Here is a 17186-nt window from a genome sequence, read left to right on the forward strand (position 1 = left end):
ACTGGTGAAACACCGATGTTTGGTGGTGTTTACCGATTATTTTTGAACGGGACTACATGTCAAGGTACTTTTGGTTGCAAGTAAAGCCCCCAAGCATGAAAAACCTACTTACTTTAGCGTTAATTGTATTTTCTTTTATATCATTTTCATCGTGTTCTAATGACGATGTTGATTTCAATACTGATTTGATTGGAGTCTGGGAAAGAACAGATATACATCAAGATTATAGTTCTGTTTCCAAACTAGTTTTTGTTTCTGATAATACAGGGATAAGTATAAATACCAATGCATACAATTCTGGTGAGATAACCTCAAGCGCAACCAATTTTGATTGGAATACTCAAGAAAGTATGATTACTGTTAATTTGAATGGTGTATCTGAGCTAAGGTATATTTTAAAATCTAACGGACAACTTGCGTTAAGTTCATCACAAGATTTAACTTTTTCTAAAGTGTCTGATGATATTCAAAGTTATTAATAAAAAAATCCGAAGTTAAAATACTCCGGATTTTCTTATGTGTCTTTTTTGTAAAATTAAATCCTTACACCAACAGGAAGCATACGTTTGTATTTTCTATTTCTTCTAACAAATTTCGCGATTTCAGGACTTGTAGGAACTACACTTAAATTGCGCGTTTCAATTTGTTCAAAAACAGTGGCTAAAAATTCTTTACTAAAATCCTCACTCTTAATTTCTTCTGGGATAATTAACTTAGTTAAGAATATTTTTCGTTCCTGTAGAGAGTATTCAATTTTTGCTAAATGATTATCAATTTTCATTTCAAACTGACGTAAAAAATCATTGTCTATTAACTCAGCAGCATCAACCATAATATTATTTGTTTTATATTTCTTAAGGAATCTAGTAAATAGTGAGTGCTATTTGCATAAATTTGTTTTGCAAAAGTACGAAAAAAAAATGTTAACATAAAGTAAAATAAGTGTTAATAACTTATGAGTCAAGAGTTAATACCCATTTACTTAATGCCGGGAATGGCTGCCAGTCCATTAATTTTTGAAAACATAAAACTTCCCGAGGATATATTTGAAATTTATTATCTGGAATGGATGCTTCCAATTGAGAATGAATCTCTAAGCGACTACGCTCTTAGAATGACCAAAAAAATAAAGCATGATAATATTGTGTTGCTGGGTGTTTCTTTTGGTGGTGTATTAGTGCAGGAAATGAGTAAACACGTCAAATTAAGGAAGTTAATAATTGTTTCTAGTGTAAAATCTAAAAATGAAATGCCTATACATATGCAATTGGCAAAATCAACTGGGGCCTATAAATTATTACCTACACATTTGGCAAGTAAGGTTGATGTTTTAGAAAAATATGCTTTCGGAAAGAACTTTACAAAGCGTTTAAAATTGTATAAAAAATTCTTATCTGTTAATGATAATAGGTATTTGAGTTGGGCTATTAAGCATATGGTTTGTTGGGATCAAAATAAAGCTCCAAAAGGTATTATTCATGTTCATGGAGATAATGATGCTGTTTTTCCAATTAAAAATATTAGTGATTGTATTACCATTCCTCAAGGTACTCATATCATGATTATTAATAAATTCAAGTGGTTTAATACACATTTAGCCCGTATTATTCTTGAAAATTAGCTCAATTTTGTTAATTTTAGGCAAAACTTTTAATGATGAAGATAGCAGAACGCCTTTTAGCGTGCTTGGGATTGTTAAGTTTATGTATTTTATTTATTTATGCCCTCCAAGACGCACCTACTGATGAAAATTTTGAAAAAAAACTAATAAACGATTATAACGTTTATGCACTACAAGTACCAGATGATTTAGATTTTGCGGGCGAAGCTCTTCCGTTAAATAATCCAGATATTTTGGAACGAATGGATCGAGAATTGTTAGTAAATACCTATTGGCAATCTAATGGTTTATTGATGTTCAAACGTTCAAAAAAGCACTTTCCTATAATTGAACCGATATTAAATAAACATGGCGTGCCTGATGATTTTAAATATTTGGCGGTAATAGAAAGTGGTTTAACCAATGCCGTTTCTCCTGCAGGTGCTAGGGGAGTTTGGCAGATTATGAAAGCTACAGGAAAAGAAAATGGTTTAGAGGTCAATACTAATGTAGATGAACGATACCACTTAGAGAAAGCAACTGAAGTTGCTTGTAAATACCTTTTAGAAGCTAAAGAGAGTTTAGGGTCTTGGACTTTGGCTGCGGCAGCTTACAACGCTGGTAAAGCAGGTGTTTCCCGTAGATTGAAAGAGCAAAATGTTACGGATTACTACGATCTACTTTTAGGAGAGGAAACAGGCCGATACTTGTTTAGAATTGTTGCTTTGAAAGAAATTCTTTCTAACCCAGACAAGTATGGTTTTAATTTTAGAGAAAAAGATTTATATACCAATGTACCAACTTTTAAAGTTGAGGTGGATTCGGCAGTGACTGATTTCTCAAAGTTTGCGCAGAAATTCGGTATTAATTATAAGATACTGAAGTTGCATAATCCTTGGTTACGTGAAAGACATCTCAATAATAAGACTAGGAAACTTTATGAAATTGAAATACCTAAAGAAGGGTATTATGATTTAGTTCAGTAAATTAATTATCTACTTTTTCTTTTTTGGGATCTTAGTGAGCCTCCAGTTCCAAAATGTTGGTTGGGTCCAACAGCACGTTTCATATTTTGCTTCATCATTTTAATCTGATCAGTTAGCATACCATGTTTATCTAGTTGCTGTGCCTCTGTTAATAATTTTTGAGCTTCTTGTTTTCTTCGTTTAGAAAAAGCTACACCAGCTAGATTTAGTTTAGCCATAGCTAAATCATGTTTCATAGATAACCCCAATGAAATGGCCTTTTTAAAATATTTTTCGGCATCATTCATATTAGTTTGAGCTACCATTATTCCATGTAAATAATTATAATAACCTTGTTGTTTTTTTACTAAAGCACCTTCAGGGTTTTTAATTTTATTCAACCATTTTTTTGCACCTTCAAAGTCTTGCTTTCTAAGTCTTAAAAACGCCAAAAGAATAAATTCATTCTTAAAGTATAGAAATACAAAAACAGCCGCAAGAAAAATTAGGGCTATACCATTACCTATTTCACCCTCAATAAATTGATAAACAGCATAAGCAATAACTCCAATAGCAATGATTAATTTTATAATTTTATTATACATTTTATATTTTTGTTTTATTTAAAATGGGTGCTTTTACCCATTAATTCTGCAATTTTGTTTTGAATTGCAAAGAAACTAAATTTTTCTATAAAAAATATTATTAAAATGGGTTTGTGAAATAAAAAACTGTTGTATATTTGCGCTCAGTTTTGAGAAAGGGTCAAAATCAGAATAAAAAAATTACAATTCAGTATTTAAAGATATAAGACAATGAGCAAAAGAACGTTTCAACCATCAAAAAGAAAGAGAAGAAACAAACATGGTTTTAGAGAAAGAATGGCTTCTGCTAATGGAAGAAAAGTACTTGCTCGTAGAAGGGCTAAGGGAAGAAAGAAATTGTCTGTGTCATCTGAAACAAGACATAAAAAATAATGATTAACAATTGTTTATAAATTAAAGGTGTTGCTTAAGTGTAACGCCTTTTTTTATGTTTAGCAATTACTATTTTTGCAACTAATTTATTTACACTAGAATACTTTATAAAAATGCCAAAAAATCCTAATTTAAAATCTATACTAATTATTGGTTCTGGCCCTATTATTATTGGACAAGCGTGTGAGTTTGATTATTCAGGTTCGCAAGCATTACGTTCTTTAAGAGAGGACGGAATTGAAACTATTTTAATTAATTCCAATCCGGCAACTATTATGACTGATCCTTCTATGGCAGATCATGTATATTTGTTGCCTTTGAATACTAAGTCAATAATAAAAATATTAAAAGAACACCCTCAAATTGATGCTGTTTTGCCAACAATGGGTGGTCAAACAGCTCTAAATCTAGCTATTGAGGCTGATGAAAAAGGGATTTGGAAAGATTTTGGAGTTGAACTTATTGGTGTTAATATTGATGCTATTAACATTACAGAAGATAGAGAGCAGTTTAGGGAGTTAATGGAAAAAATAGGTGTAGCTATGGCTCCACAAGCTACAGCTTCTTCATTTTTAAAAGGAAAAGAAATAGCACAAGAATTTGGTTTTCCTTTATGTATTCGTTCTTCTTTTACTCTTGGGGGAGCGGGTGCTGCTATTGTTTATGATGAAAAAGATTTTGATAAGCTACTGCGTCATGGTTTAGAAATATCACCTATCCACGAGGTGATGATAGATAAAGCACTATTAGGATGGAAAGAATACGAATTAGAGTTACTTAGAGACTCTAACGATAATGTAGTGATTATCTGTTCTATTGAAAATATGGACCCAATGGGTATCCACACAGGAGATTCAATTACGGTGGCACCGGCAATGACATTAAGCGATAGAACCTATCAAAAAATGCGTGATATGGCAATTCACATGATGCGCAGTATTGGTGATTTTGCAGGTGGTTGTAATGTGCAATTTGCTGTAAGTCCTGATGAGAAAGAAGATATTATTGCTATTGAAATTAATCCACGTGTGTCACGTTCTTCGGCATTGGCAAGTAAAGCAACTGGATATCCAATTGCTAAGATTGCTGCAAAACTTGCTTTAGGATATCATTTAGATGAATTGAATAATCAAATTACAAAATCTACTTCTGCTTTATTTGAGCCAACTTTGGATTATGTGATTGTAAAAATACCACGTTGGAATTTTGATAAGTTTGAAGGTTCTGACAGAACATTAGGGCTTCAAATGAAAGCTGTTGGAGAGGTTATGGGTATTGGGCGTTCATTCCAAGAAGCTCTACACAAAGCTACTCAATCATTAGAAATTAAACGCAATGGTTTAGGAGCTGATGGTAAAGAGAACAAGAATTATGATGAAGTAATAGAAAAATTAAAGTTCGCTTCATGGGATCGCGTCTTCATAATTTATGATGCTATAAAAATGGGAATTCCATTGAGCAGAATCCATGAAATCACCAAAATAGATATGTGGTTCTTAAAGCAATATGAAGAATTGTTTTTCCTTGAAAAAGAAATATCTACTTTCAATATAGATTCTATAGATAAACCTTTATTGCTTGAAGCTAAACAAAAAGGTTATGGTGATAGACAAATCGCGCATATGTTGGGTTGCTTAGAAAGCCAGGTTTACAACAAACGTGAAGAACTAGGTATTAATCGTGTTTATAAATTAGTGGATACATGTGCTGCTGAATTTGAAGCAAAAACTCCATATTACTATTCAACATTTGAAAGTGATATGCAAACTGCAGATGGTAAAAGATACTCTGATAATGAAAGTATAGTTTCAGATAAAAAGAAAATAATTGTTCTTGGTTCTGGACCAAATAGAATTGGACAAGGTATAGAGTTTGATTACTGCTGTGTACATGGTGTATATGCTGCTCAGGAATGTGGTTACGAAACCATAATGATTAACTGTAACCCAGAAACAGTTTCAACTGACTTTGATACGGCTGACAAATTATATTTTGAACCAGTTTTTTGGGAACATATCTATGATATTATTAAGCATGAAAAGCCTGAAGGTGTAATTGTTCAATTAGGAGGTCAGACCGCTTTGAAGTTGGCTGAAAAACTTACTAAGTACGGTGTAAAAATTATAGGTACAAGCTTTGAATCTCTTGATTTAGCTGAGGATAGAGGAAGTTTTTCAACGCTTTTAAAAGAGAATAATATTCCTTACCCAGAGTTTGATACAGCGGAAACTGCAGATGAGGCTCTAGCGGTTGCTAAAAAATTAGATTTCCCAATATTGGTTAGACCATCTTATGTATTAGGAGGTCAGGGAATGAAAATTGTAATCAATGAGAAGGAACTTGAAGAACACGTTGTGAGCTTATTACATAGTATACCCAATAATAAGTTATTATTAGACCACTATTTAGAAGGTGCCATTGAAGCTGAAGCTGATGCTATTTGTGATGGGGAGGAAGTTTACATAATAGGTATAATGGAGCATATAGAGCCTTGTGGAATTCATTCTGGAGATAGTAACTCTACATTACCACCATTTAATTTGGGTGAATTCGTAATGCAGCAAATTAAAGACCATACTAAAAAGATTGCACTAGCACTTAATACGGTAGGTTTAATTAATATTCAATTTGCGGTAAAAGATGATATGGTTTACATTATAGAAGCAAATCCAAGGGCGTCAAGAACGGTACCGTTTATTGCAAAAGCTTATGGAGAACCTTATGTGAATTATGCCACTAAATTAATGTTAGGTGAAAATAAGGTTAAAGATTTCAACTTTAAACCAGAATTAGAAGGCTATGCCATTAAACAACCAGTATTCTCGTTTAATAAGTTCCCGAATGTAGATAAAACATTAGGCCCTGAAATGAAGAGTACTGGAGAGAGTATTTTGTTCATTGATAGCCTGAAAGATGATCAGTTTTATGATCTATATTCTAGACGAAAAATGTACTTAAGTAAATAAATAATTAAGTGTTTATAGTATAAAATCCCTTTTCAATGTAATGAAAAGGGATTTTTGTTTTTACTTCTTTAGCAACAAACGTTTTCTAATATAGATAATAAGTAGCGTACCAGTAATTATTAATGGCCAAATATGAAGAATACCCAATAATAAATTTTCAATAAGCTCCCAACCAAATGACAATGCATTTTTAGATTTTGTCCAAAAGGTTTTATTGTATGTTACTGGTTCTTCTTTATAATCAACTGTTTCATATAAATCAATTTGAATAGTACTAAACGAGACTTTATTGCTTAAATATTTAAGTCTGCCTTGAGCTGCTTCAATTTCTTCTTGAATGATTCTTATTTTATCTTCAGTATTTAAAATATCTTCTACGGTAATTGCTTTTTTACGCAAAATTGATTCATAGCGCTTCTTAACTTCAAGCTTAGTATTAAGTCGTGATTGCAAATCAATATATTCTTCTGTAACATCTTGTGTTGTTATGTTTTCATAATCAATAAATTCGGCAACTCCACTAATTGAGTCCATGAATGAATCAAAATGTTGTTGTGGAATTTTAATAGTAAACCTATTAGCTTTTTGATACAGATTGTTTTCAAACCGCATATCAGAAATGTATGCTCCGTATTTAATAGCTACTTGCTTTATTTCATTGGTAGCCTTTTTTACATGCTTTACTTTGTATTTGGCCTTTGCCGATTTTATAATTTTTAAGTTCTTCGGTATGCTGCTGGTTGTTGCTCCAACTTTTAGGGCTTTCTCTGAATCCTGATTTGAAACTGATTCAAAATCTTGAGCTACTTCAACCTCTTCTAGCATAACACTTTCATTATGTTTTGATGTATTCTGACAAGAAAAAATGACAATAAGCATGAAGAAAGTCAATGTAATTTTAAATAATGTTTTTAATGGTTTTGCTTTCATAATTTTATATTTTTAAGATTTAAAAAACAAACCTAGTGCCTCATGAAAGAGTTGCCTTGTAAAAGCATTGTATTTCATTTGTAAATTATTTTACAATTTGTAATGCGTTTGTTTTCAATTGATTAAAGTTTGAATAGAGAAGACGCTTATTACTTCAATGAATTAAAAAAAGCTATTGCAGCTTCTTTTTTAAGGCATCATAGTGCTCCAGATTCGATAAATAAATGGAAAGGAGAGGATATTGTTTTGTTTCAGGAAGATCTTTTTAATAAAGTGAAAGCTAAAGTAAGTGAAAAATGGTTTTACACTTACTTTAAAAACGAAGCCCAAAAACTCCCTAGAATTGATATGCTTAATTTGTTAGCTCAATATGTTGAGTTTGAAAATTGGCATGCATTTAAAGAATCTATTTCTGTTACTATTGAAAAGAGACGCTTTGAAAAGAGATATTTGTTTATAGGGTTTCCAATTTTGGTATTTGCATTGATGTATTGGGGTTTGGATAAAGAGAATGAGTTTCATTTTTGTTTTGTTGACGAAGTTAAAAACCGATCTATCACAGAGATTGTGCTCGATATTAAAGTCTTACAAAACGATGAATCTCCACTATATTTTAAAACGGATAGTTCAGGGTGTTTTTCTTATATAACCAAGGCGGATTTTGTGAAATTTGTAGTGCAGTCACCTTACCATAAGACAGATACTATTACTAGATACATTGATTCTAATATTAACAAAACGGTTAAACTATTTACCGATGACTATGCGCTTATGTTGCATTATTACTCAAATGGAAAGGTTAAAGATTGGAAAAAACATAAAATACAACTTGAGGGTTTAATTGCCAATGATGCTCAAATATATCAATTGTTTGATAGTAGTGTGGGGGTAGAGGTGTTTACAAAGGAAGAGTTTATTAGGTTGCTAACAATCCCAACACAGAACCTAAAACGCATACAGGTTTTACATAAAACCATGAAGAATGAACAAATTGTGAAACTAAAGTTTATTGTAAAATGAGGTATATGGTTAACATATTGCTGTTTGTTTTGATATTTTCATGTAAAAATGAATCAGCTTATAAACTTGAAAGCACCGATGTAGAAAATGAAGTGGTTGAAATTAATAAGCCAGCTGAATTCTCTGAAATAGATAATTATGAAACCTTATCAGCTCAAAAACTATCAGAGTATTTTGATTTATTAAAATTGAAATCTCAACATCCAGATTTTGAAGAAGACATTGTTGCTCAGTTAAAAAACTATACTTCAGAGCAACTTATTGGCTTTAAAATAAATGATGATTTTGAAATTCAAAACATCCGCTTAAATGGAGAGCAAATTAAGATAGCTGATACACTTCGTAAATTACAAATTGAGTTTGATATTAATTCAAAGTTTGTAAACATCAAAGATTCTGTTTTTGCCTATATAACCTCAAATACTATTTTAGTTGACGGTAAAGAATTGAAATCTAATAAGGTTAGGTTTTCTAGAGAATAGACATCTTATCTTCGACTTGGAATGACAAGCTCTACTTTCCTAAAACAAATCATTCAAAACCTTCGCTAATCTTATTCCCGCAATTTGAAGTTGTGATCTTACTGTATCGAAGTGATTGTATGAGTAGCTATATCTTAAATTATCACCTTTTTTTATAGAACCATAAACATTTTTAGTTAATTCATGAGTTTCATTTACCCAATCTATTACCGTGCCTTTTTGAAGTTCTTTAATGTCCTTTTTAGAGATGAATCTAGCATTGTCTGCTAATTCAGTATATGTCATGCCATAGGTGTCAATCATTTCTGTGTCCCATACTCTATGCAGATTAGAATCTTCATAAAACCATTGCACCTTAAAATCATTTCCGCCCTTATCTTCTTCTAAACCTACGTGCATTGGCTGATGTAAATCCCCAACCAAATGTATTAGCATTCTTAAATAGAAAGCTTTGTCTTCATCTGAAGATGTTTCGCTTTTTATAATATTGATGCATTGCTCTATACCACTAACTAAATCTCCATCTGGATGTCTTTTAGCTGGGTCATATTTAGCGTCCAATGGCATGTTAATAAAATGCCAAGTGTAAAACTCATTATAGCGTCTGTCAGATTTAATTTCGTCAGCAAAAGTTGAAACCAGTGCTAAGGATTCTCTTCCGAGTAATTTTTTAATGGCACGTTTGGTTTTTGGTTTCAAATATTTTGTTGCAATCTCTCCAACAACACGATGTCCTGTAGAACCCCAATCAGGTTTTGCAGATACCTTAAAGTTTATTAAACAACAGATTAATAGTGCGAAAAAATGCTTTGCTTTCATTTTTTAGGGGTTTACTGAAATTTATTTCCTCTTGTTCCTTTTATTATAATTCTTATCACCTTTAGTTTTAGGTTTTTTATACTTTTTTGCAATTTTAAACTTATAAGAACCTCCTAGATTTTCTTTTTGGTTTTTTTCTTTCTTTTCGTGGAACGCTGGTCCGGGAGCATCTTCGTCTCTTCTTTTAGTAGGGTTATTTCGTTCTTTTATTTGCGGGCGTTCCTCTTCAATTAATTCCGATGAAATCTCAACCATTTCCGGTAATTCTAACAACGGAATTTTCATGTCCATTAAAGCTTCAATACCGTCAATAGCATCTTGTTCCTTCTCGGCAGAAAACACTAAAGATTCTCCTTTTCGCTCTGCACGACCCGTTCTACCAATGCGGTGCATATAATTTTCAGGATATAAAGGTGTATCAAAATTAACTACATGAGATACGTTGTCTATATCCAAACCACGAGCCATAACATCTGTTGCAATAAGAATACGGTTATGACCATCTCTAAATTGTTCAATACTTCTTAAACGATAGTTTTGCGTTTTATTAGAATGAATAACGCACAATTCTTCTTTGAAATTTTCATCTAATTTATCAAATAGCCTATCGGCCATACGTTTGAAAGCCACAAAGATTAAAACCTTGTTGAAGGTTTCTGTGTCATTTAATAAGTGTTCCAACAGATTTACTTTTGTGTAAAAATTAGGTACATTATACCTGATTTGAGAAATATTATCCAAGGGTGTTCCAGAAACAGCTACAGAGACACGTTCTGGATTTCTAAAAAAATCATTTATCAAAACATCCACATCTTCTGTCATAGTAGCTGAAAACATAATGCTTTGACGTCGGTCTGGAAGCAAATCAAATATATTTATCAATTGATGTCTAAACCCTAAATCAAGCATTACATCAACCTCATCTATTACCAGTTTTTGAATTGATTTTAATTGTAACACCCTACTTAAAGCTAAATCATATAATCTGCCAGGAGTAGCAACTAAAATATCTAAACCTTCGGCAATAGCCTGTTTTTGAGTATTAATATTAGTGCCGCCATAAACTCCTAACACCCTGTTATTAATATATTTTGAAAGCTTTTCAATCTCATCAACAACTTGAACTACTAGTTCGCGCGTTGGAACCAAAACCAAAACTCTTGGGTTTTCCTGGGTAGAAAATGTTAAGTTTTTTAGAATAGGTAGCATATAAGCAAACGTTTTACCAGTACCTGTTTGGGCAATTCCTACAACGTCTCTACCAGAGCTTACTACATTAAAAGATTGTTCTTGAATTGGTGTAGGTGTTTCAAAACCCAAATCATCAAGAGCATTAAAAAGAGGAGTGTTTAAATTTAAATCTCTGAAAGTCACATTGTACAATTTAGTGGGCAAAGTTACGCTTATTATTTTAGTGTAGAAGCGTGTTGTTTATTTCTATAAAGTATCTTGCTTTAAACGTTTTGTAAGCATCAAGTTTTATAATTCCTTCTTTTGTTTTGAAATCTTGATTGGTGTTTTCGTTGTCTGCAATTCCAAGCCAGGGTTCAATACAAACATAGTCGCCATTAGGTTTCGCCCAAATACCCAAATAATTAAAATCTGGATATCTAAAAGATAAAATTTCACCATTTAGATTACTTTTTAAAGCGACCTTTCTAGATTTTAAATCTTTAAAAATAAGAGCATCTTCATTGAATAAATCACGTGTTAACGGCAACTTATTTGTGTTGTTGAAAATAGGTTTTGTTTTAGATATTATTAATCCATTTTGTGTGTTTACCATGTGAGTTTTAGAATTTTCAACCTCACTAAACTCTAAAGTATAATCATCATATTTCTCATTTTCAAATACAGGGCACTTAAAAGCAGGGTGTCCACCTAAAGAAAAATAAATTGGGTTGTCATCAATGTTTTTAATGGTATGAAGAACTTCAATGGTGTTATCAATTAGTTTATACGAAATGTAAAACTCAAACATAAATGGATAACTCTTTAACAGTTCTTCATTATGGATAAGTTTAAAAACAAGACAATCTTTGGTTTGCTTATTAAGGTTAATGTCTCTATTATGCCTAACAAAGCCATGTTTAGGTAGTTTAAAAACTTTATTCTCGAAAAAATAAGAGTCGTCTTTTAATGCTCCAATTATTGGGAATAAATTTGGTGCATAACCACTCCAAATATTTGGGTTACCATCCCACATAAAATCAGTGTTATGTTTAACCGAAGTTATTTTACAAAGCTCAGCTCCTATTTTTTTTACAGTAATTTTAAGTTTGTTGTTCTCTAAAGTGTACATTGGTTAATGTATTTAAACTTGCAAGCAAAATTCTTAATTTTTTAACTATTCTAAGTAACTTTGCGACTTAATCTTTTTTATTGAGGACAAAAAGACTTTATACACCGGTAAACTCTAAAGAATTTAAGAACCAAGTTTTGCATTGGGCGCAGCAGTTTGATGATGTTGTTTGGTTAGATTCTAACAATTACAATCAAGAGTATTCTAATTATGAAGCTATATTGGCTGTAGATGCTTTTACAAGTATTCAAACAGACAGTATAAAGGCTTTTGATGATTTAAAGGAATATCAAAACACTACTAAAGATTGGGTTTTTGGTTATTTAACTTATGATTTAAAGAATGATGTTGAGGATTTAAGCTCCAATAATTATGACGGTTTGGGTTTTCCTGATTTATGTTTTTTTCAGCCTAAAAAAATATTTTTATTTAGTAAAGATGACGTTGAAATTCAGTATTTGAATTTTGTTGATGACGAACTTGAAGCAGATTTAATCGAAATTAAAGAATTCAGGCAGTCACCAAATAAGGAGGTACATAATGATATTAAAATTAAACTTCGTATCCATAAAGATGAGTATTTTAACAAGGTTGAAACCATGTTAAATCATATTCATCGGGGTGATGTATATGAAGCTAATTTTTGTCAGGAGTTTTATGCTGAAGACACTAAGATTAATCCATTAGAAACCTATTTTAAGCTTAATAAAATCTCAAAACCACCTTTTGCTTCTTATCTTAAATTTCGTGATAAATATGTATTAAGCGCATCACCAGAACGCTATTTAAAAAAGCAAGGTAAAATAGTTATTTCTCAACCTATAAAGGGAACTGCCAAACGTGCTAAAACTATTGAAGAAGATGAAAAGCTGATTTCAGAGTTGCTAAATGACGAGAAGGAGCGCAGTGAGAATATTATGATTGTAGATTTAGTGCGAAACGATTTGTCTAGAACTGCTATAAAAGGAAGTGTAAAAGTAGAAGAGCTTTGTAAAGTGTATACCCTTGAACAAGTACATCAAATGATATCAACAGTAACTTCTAAGGTGGAGCCTCAAACAAATCCTGTAGATATTATTAAAAGTACTTTTCCAATGGGAAGTATGACAGGTGCTCCCAAAATATCTGCAATGCAAATCATTGAAAAACTTGAAGAGTCAAAACGCGGTGTTTATTCTGGAGCTATAGGATACTTCACACCTGAAGGTGATTTTGATTTTAATGTTGTTATCAGAAGTATACTATACAATGCCTCAAAAAAATATGTGTCATATTCAGTTGGAGGGGCAATAACAGCCAAAAGTAGTCCTTTGAAGGAATATGAAGAATGCTTGGTAAAAGCCAAGGCAATGCGCGAGGTTCTTGAGAACTAAATTAGATGTTGTTTAAAATCTTCAATAGCTAATTCTAAAACACGCTCAACACGTTTTGATTCAATATTTTTAACTCTCGCAATTTCTTCAAACGATAATTTGCCAAACACAAATAAATCTACAATATCTGATACTCTTAGCGGTAACCATGTATAATATTTACCTAATAAATGTTTGTTACGCTTGGTAGAAATATCAGAAATTTCAAAAGCATTTTGAATGGATGTATTATTATCATCATATACAAAAACAGGTTTTTCTTCATGGTCTTGGTGATATGAAATATCACTTAATTCTTCATTCATAATAAATTCAAAACCTTCATCTGCAGTAAACACTTCCTTTAATCCCTCCAATTCATCTTCTAAAATAGTTTGAGTACTCATTGTGTTTTGATGAAAAGCTTCTTTTTTAAACAATTCGTCTAGATCGGTATTAACTATTTTAAACAATTCAATTTTAATAATGGCAGGGTCAGCATCAATATTATATCCACGTTCATAAAATTTGGCAATTCCTTCATCTATAATATCATGTGATTTATACATGTTTTTAGGAATTATTTTGGTGGATTCAGCTATGTATAACCGGTGTTTTACGTAGGCCTGTAAATGTTGTGTAGCTGAAACTACTTTCTGATTGAATTTGTTTAAGGTATTTTTATCGGATAATTTATTGACATTACACATAACTTAACAAGTTTAAAATTACCTTATTAAGGTAGAATAAAACATGAAGTTGTGATATGATTTTTGTCATATGAAAATTAGTAAAAGCTAAAAATTAACTATGCAAAGTTGTATCTTTGAGTCATGCTAGAACCTTTTAAAAACCATATTCTTTATAATTTAAGCTTTCTCAACAACGCAAGACTTTTAATTGCCATTTCAGGTGGAGTTGATAGCGTTGTGTTAACGCATTTATGTTATCAACTTGGTTTAGATATTTCACTAGCTCATTGTAATTTTAATTTACGTGGAAAAGAAAGTGATGGTGATGAAGAATTTGTTGTTCAACTAGCTGATAATTTGGATATTGAAGCTTTTACGGAAAGTTTTAACACCGAAGGTTATGCCAGTGAAAATAAGATGTCTATTCAAATGGCGGCAAGAGAATTACGCTATTATTGGTTTGATGAATTAGCGCAACAGTTGGGTTTTGATTATATACTGACCGCGCATCATGCCGACGATAATTTAGAAACTTTTTTAATTAATTTCTCAAGAGGAACTGGTTTAGATGGTTTAACTGGGATTCCGGAGGTAAACAACAAATTTGTACGGGCACTATTACCCTTCTCTAGGGAGAATGTGATTGATTATGCAAAGGCAAATAACTTAATATGGCGTGTAGATAGTAGCAATGCTTCTACAAAGTATTTAAGAAATAAATTGAGGCATGAGGTGATTCCAATTCTTAAGGAAATCAACCCTAGTTTACTTCAGAGTTACCAAAGTACCATTAATAACTTAGGCGATGCTACTGATATAGTAGAGGACCATTTAGAGTTATTTTTTGAAGATGCTGTAGAAAGTATTGAAGACAATAAAATGACTTTTAATGTGTCTGAATTTAAAAAGCAGAATAACCCAAGAGCTTATTTATTTGAAACTTTTAAGGATTATGGTTTCACAGAGTGGAATGACGCCTTAAATCTACTGGATGCGCAATCTGGCAAGTATATTTTATCTAGTACACATAGATTGATTAAGCATCAGGATAGTTTATTGTTAAGTGAAATTGTTCCAGGAGAATTAATTGAAATTACTATTACGGATAGTAATCAGGAGGTTGAAACTCCTTTTGGTATATTATCCTTTTCAGAAGTAGATGAAATACAGAATAATAGTATTACGGCAATTTATGTAGACAAGGCATTGTTAAAGTTTCCTCTATTAATTAGACAATGGAAGGTGGGAGATGTGTTTTTTCCTTTTGGAATGAAAGGAAAAAAGAAAGTGAGTAAGTATTTCAAAGATGAAAAACTTTCACTTTTAGATAAAGAAAGTACGCTGTTATTGTGTTCAGAAGACAATATTGTTTGGGTTGTAAACCGAAGAGCAGATAATAGGTTTAGAGTAACCGAAGAAACCGAAGAGATTATTAAAGTTGAATTAAAATAAGTAATTGAGACTACAGGGCAACATTGTTGATATACATAATAAGCGCATTTTTAAGGGTGAAATAACTGTTGAAAATGACAAAATAATTGCTATTGAAGAAAAGGAGAATGACTCAGAGTACTTTATTATTCCTGGGTTTGTAGATGCTCACATACATATAGAAAGTTCTATGTTAGTTCCTAGTGAATTTGCAAAAATTGCGATTACACACGGAACAGTGGCTACGGTGTCAGACCCACATGAAATTGCCAATGTTTGTGGATTAGAAGGTGTTAATTTCATGATAGAAAATGGAAAGAAAGTCCCTTTAAAATTCAATTTTGGGGCGCCTTCCTGCGTGCCAGCAACAACTTTTGAATCTGCAGGAGCTACTATCGACTCAAATGATATAAACGAACTTCTTGGAAACCCAGATATAAAGTACCTCACAGAAATGATGAACTATCCAGGAGTTATTTTTGATGATGATGAGGTTTTAAAAAAACTATCTTGGGCAAAAGCCCATAATAAACCTATTGATGGTCATGCTCCTGGATTAATGGGAGATGATTTAACCAAATATATTTCAGCTGGAATTACAACAGATCATGAATGTTTTACTCATGAAGAAGCTTTAGAGAAACTTCAAAAAGGGATGAAAGTACTTATCCGAGAGGGAAGCGCTGCTAAGAATTTTGAAGCATTAATTGGATTGCTTCCAGAGCATTATGAAAACATGATGTTTTGTAGTGATGATAAACATCCAGACGATTTAATGTTAGGCCATATTAATGAGCTTTGTGCAAGAGCAGTTGCAAAAGGAATTGATGTTTTTAAGGTGCTGCAAGCGGCTTGTATTAATGCTGTTGACCATTATAATTTAGATGTGGGTCAATTGCGGGTTGGTGATTTTGCAGATTTTATTGTTGTTGAAGATTTGGCAAATTTTAAAACCATTCAAACTTATATCAATGGAGATTTGGTATATGATGAGGGAGTGTCTTTAATTAATTCAGTTTCCTTCAAATCAATAAATAATTTTAATTGTGAGTTAAAGCAAGTTTCAGATTTTAAGATTGAATCTTTATCAGAAAAAATTCGAGTTATTGAAGCGTTAGAAGGGCAATTAATTACTAATGAGTTGGTTGCTAATTCAAAAACAGAAAATGGTAATCTAATCTCGAATATTGATGATGATATCCTAAAAATGACGGTTGTTAATCGTTACCAAAACCAAAAGCCAGCTTTAGCATTTATCAAAAATTTCGAATTGAAAGAAGGGGCTATTGCATCTTCAGTAGGTCATGATTCGCATAATATTATAGCAATCGGGGTGTCTGATGAAGCCATTTGTAAAGCCGTTAATTTAATCATTAAAAACAAAGGAGGTGTTTGTGCTGTTTCCAATTCAGAGGAAAAAATATTACCACTCCCAATAGGTGGTATTATAAGTGATAAAAACGGGGAAGAAGTGGCAGAGTTATATCAAGAAATTGATGCTATGGCGAAGAAAATGGGGAGTAAATTACACGCTCCGTATATGACTTTATCCTTCATGGCACTTTTGGTAATCCCTTCATTGAAATTAAGCGACAAAGGTTTGTTTAACGGAACTGGCTTTAAGTTCACATCTTTAGAAGTTATTTAAGA

General features: G+C 32.0%; 17 protein-coding genes. 10 read left to right on the forward strand and 7 right to left on the reverse strand.

What is annotated here, in order from left to right; all coding sequences use genetic code 11:
* Nucleotides 1-95: 95 nt before the first annotated feature.
* A complete protein-coding gene (locus FUA22_RS16070) occupies nt 96-479 on the forward strand; it encodes a hypothetical protein (RefSeq protein ID WP_147769609.1) in 384 nt (127 codons plus the stop codon).
* A gap of 56 nt (nt 480-535) precedes the next feature.
* On the opposite strand, the gene FUA22_RS16075 is transcribed toward FUA22_RS16070, so the two are convergent.
* Complete coding sequence (locus FUA22_RS16075) at nt 536-832, reverse strand: N-acetyltransferase (protein ID WP_147769610.1); 297 nt, start codon at nt 830-832, stop codon at nt 536-538.
* 123 nt (nt 833-955) lie between these two features.
* Between FUA22_RS16075 and FUA22_RS16080 the strand changes: the two genes are divergently transcribed.
* Both FUA22_RS16080 and FUA22_RS16085 read left to right on the forward strand, forming a co-directional pair.
* A complete protein-coding gene (locus FUA22_RS16080) occupies nt 956-1621 on the forward strand; it encodes an alpha/beta hydrolase (protein WP_147769611.1) in 666 nt (221 codons plus the stop codon).
* 35 nt (nt 1622-1656) lie between these two features.
* Nucleotides 1657-2586, forward strand: a complete 930-nt coding sequence (locus tag FUA22_RS16085) for a lytic transglycosylase domain-containing protein (protein ID WP_147769811.1) — start codon at nt 1657-1659, stop codon at nt 2584-2586.
* Nucleotides 2587-2591: 5 nt separating this feature from the next.
* Here the strand turns inward: FUA22_RS16085 and FUA22_RS16090 are convergent, their stop codons facing one another.
* Nucleotides 2592-3170 carry a DUF2892 domain-containing protein gene (locus FUA22_RS16090; RefSeq protein ID WP_147769612.1) on the reverse strand — a complete coding sequence of 193 codons (579 nt, stop codon included), beginning with the start codon at nt 3168-3170 and terminating at the stop codon, nt 2592-2594.
* A gap of 210 nt (nt 3171-3380) precedes the next feature.
* Between FUA22_RS16090 and rpmH the strand changes: the two genes are divergently transcribed.
* Together rpmH and carB are read left to right on the forward strand one after the other, a co-directional pair.
* Nucleotides 3381-3542, forward strand: a complete 162-nt coding sequence (gene rpmH / locus FUA22_RS16095) for a 50S ribosomal protein L34 (RefSeq protein ID WP_027878648.1) — start codon at nt 3381-3383, stop codon at nt 3540-3542.
* Between the two features lie 113 nt (nt 3543-3655).
* Nucleotides 3656-6508, forward strand: a complete 2853-nt coding sequence (gene carB / locus FUA22_RS16100; RefSeq protein WP_147769613.1) for a carbamoyl-phosphate synthase large subunit — start codon at nt 3656-3658, stop codon at nt 6506-6508.
* A gap of 60 nt (nt 6509-6568) precedes the next feature.
* On the opposite strand, the gene FUA22_RS16105 is transcribed toward carB, so the two are convergent.
* Nucleotides 6569-7438: a DUF4349 domain-containing protein gene (locus FUA22_RS16105; RefSeq protein ID WP_147769614.1), complete on the reverse strand. Its 870-nt coding sequence runs from the start codon at nt 7436-7438 to the stop codon at nt 6569-6571.
* A 129-nt stretch (nt 7439-7567) separates the two neighbouring features.
* Between FUA22_RS16105 and FUA22_RS16110 the strand changes: the two genes are divergently transcribed.
* The gene (locus FUA22_RS16110) at nt 7568-8458 is read left to right on the forward strand and encodes a hypothetical protein (RefSeq protein ID WP_147769615.1); all 891 of its coding nucleotides are present in this window, start codon (nt 7568-7570) and stop codon (nt 8456-8458) included.
* Between the two features lie 5 nt (nt 8459-8463).
* Complete coding sequence (locus FUA22_RS16115) at nt 8464-8940, forward strand: hypothetical protein (RefSeq protein WP_147769616.1); 477 nt, start codon at nt 8464-8466, stop codon at nt 8938-8940.
* 39 nt (nt 8941-8979) lie between these two features.
* Here FUA22_RS16115 and FUA22_RS16120 read toward each other — a convergent pair whose 3' ends face one another.
* From FUA22_RS16120 to FUA22_RS16130, 3 genes are read right to left on the reverse strand one after another with little or no spacing between them, the layout of a single operon-like run.
* A complete protein-coding gene (locus FUA22_RS16120; protein ID WP_147769617.1) occupies nt 8980-9759 on the reverse strand; it encodes a S1/P1 nuclease in 780 nt (259 codons plus the stop codon).
* A 21-nt stretch (nt 9760-9780) separates the two neighbouring features.
* Complete coding sequence (locus FUA22_RS16125; RefSeq protein ID WP_147769618.1) at nt 9781-11133, reverse strand: DEAD/DEAH box helicase; 1353 nt, start codon at nt 11131-11133, stop codon at nt 9781-9783.
* A gap of 37 nt (nt 11134-11170) precedes the next feature.
* On the reverse strand, nt 11171-12061 hold the full coding sequence (locus FUA22_RS16130) for an aldose 1-epimerase family protein (protein WP_147769619.1): 891 nt from the start codon (nt 12059-12061) through the stop codon (nt 11171-11173).
* A gap of 80 nt (nt 12062-12141) precedes the next feature.
* Here FUA22_RS16130 and pabB point away from each other — a divergent pair, with 80 nt between their 5' ends.
* Nucleotides 12142-13434, forward strand: coding sequence for an aminodeoxychorismate synthase component I (pabB, locus tag FUA22_RS16135; protein WP_147769620.1), 1293 nt, complete (start codon nt 12142-12144; stop codon nt 13432-13434).
* Here the strand turns inward: pabB and FUA22_RS16140 are convergent.
* Nucleotides 13431-13982 carry a hypothetical protein gene (locus FUA22_RS16140; protein WP_147769621.1) on the reverse strand — a complete coding sequence of 184 codons (552 nt, stop codon included), beginning with the start codon at nt 13980-13982 and terminating at the stop codon, nt 13431-13433. The genes pabB and FUA22_RS16140 overlap by 4 nt on opposite strands.
* Nucleotides 13983-14246: 264 nt before the next feature.
* Between FUA22_RS16140 and tilS the strand changes: the two genes are divergently transcribed.
* Nucleotides 14247-15557: a tRNA lysidine(34) synthetase TilS gene (gene tilS / locus FUA22_RS16145; protein WP_147769622.1), complete on the forward strand. Its 1311-nt coding sequence runs from the start codon at nt 14247-14249 to the stop codon at nt 15555-15557.
* 4 nt (nt 15558-15561) lie between these two features.
* Nucleotides 15562-17184, forward strand: a complete 1623-nt coding sequence (ade, locus tag FUA22_RS16150) for an adenine deaminase (RefSeq protein WP_147769623.1) — start codon at nt 15562-15564, stop codon at nt 17182-17184.
* The last annotated feature ends 2 nt before the right edge of the window (nt 17185-17186 follow it).

The sequence above is a fragment of the Seonamhaeicola maritimus genome, assembly GCF_008056315.1.
Lineage (GTDB): Bacteria > Bacteroidota > Bacteroidia > Flavobacteriales > Flavobacteriaceae > Seonamhaeicola > Seonamhaeicola maritimus.

Bases quoted from the DNA above. Each gene is read 5' to 3' on its own strand.
- FUA22_RS16070 (WP_147769609.1), top strand. From the start codon at position 96: ATGAAAAACCTACTTACTTTAGCGTTAATTGTATTTTCTTTTATATCA.
- FUA22_RS16075 (WP_147769610.1), bottom strand. From the start codon at position 832: ATGGTTGATGCTGCTGAGTTAATAGACAATGATTTTTTACGTCAGTTT.
- FUA22_RS16080 (WP_147769611.1), top strand. From the start codon at position 956: ATGAGTCAAGAGTTAATACCCATTTACTTAATGCCGGGAATGGCTGCC.
- FUA22_RS16085 (WP_147769811.1), top strand. From the start codon at position 1,657: ATGAAGATAGCAGAACGCCTTTTAGCGTGCTTGGGATTGTTAAGTTTA.
- FUA22_RS16090 (WP_147769612.1), bottom strand. From the start codon at position 3,170: ATGTATAATAAAATTATAAAATTAATCATTGCTATTGGAGTTATTGCT.
- rpmH (WP_027878648.1), top strand. From the start codon at position 3,381: ATGAGCAAAAGAACGTTTCAACCATCAAAAAGAAAGAGAAGAAACAAA.
- carB (WP_147769613.1), top strand. From the start codon at position 3,656: ATGCCAAAAAATCCTAATTTAAAATCTATACTAATTATTGGTTCTGGC.
- FUA22_RS16105 (WP_147769614.1), bottom strand. From the start codon at position 7,438: ATGAAAGCAAAACCATTAAAAACATTATTTAAAATTACATTGACTTTC.
- FUA22_RS16115 (WP_147769616.1), top strand. From the start codon at position 8,464: ATGGTTAACATATTGCTGTTTGTTTTGATATTTTCATGTAAAAATGAA.
- FUA22_RS16120 (WP_147769617.1), bottom strand. From the start codon at position 9,759: ATGAAAGCAAAGCATTTTTTCGCACTATTAATCTGTTGTTTAATAAAC.
- FUA22_RS16130 (WP_147769619.1), bottom strand. From the start codon at position 12,061: ATGTACACTTTAGAGAACAACAAACTTAAAATTACTGTAAAAAAAATA.
- FUA22_RS16140 (WP_147769621.1), bottom strand. From the start codon at position 13,982: ATGTATAAATCACATGATATTATAGATGAAGGAATTGCCAAATTTTAT.
- tilS (WP_147769622.1), top strand. From the start codon at position 14,247: ATGCTAGAACCTTTTAAAAACCATATTCTTTATAATTTAAGCTTTCTC.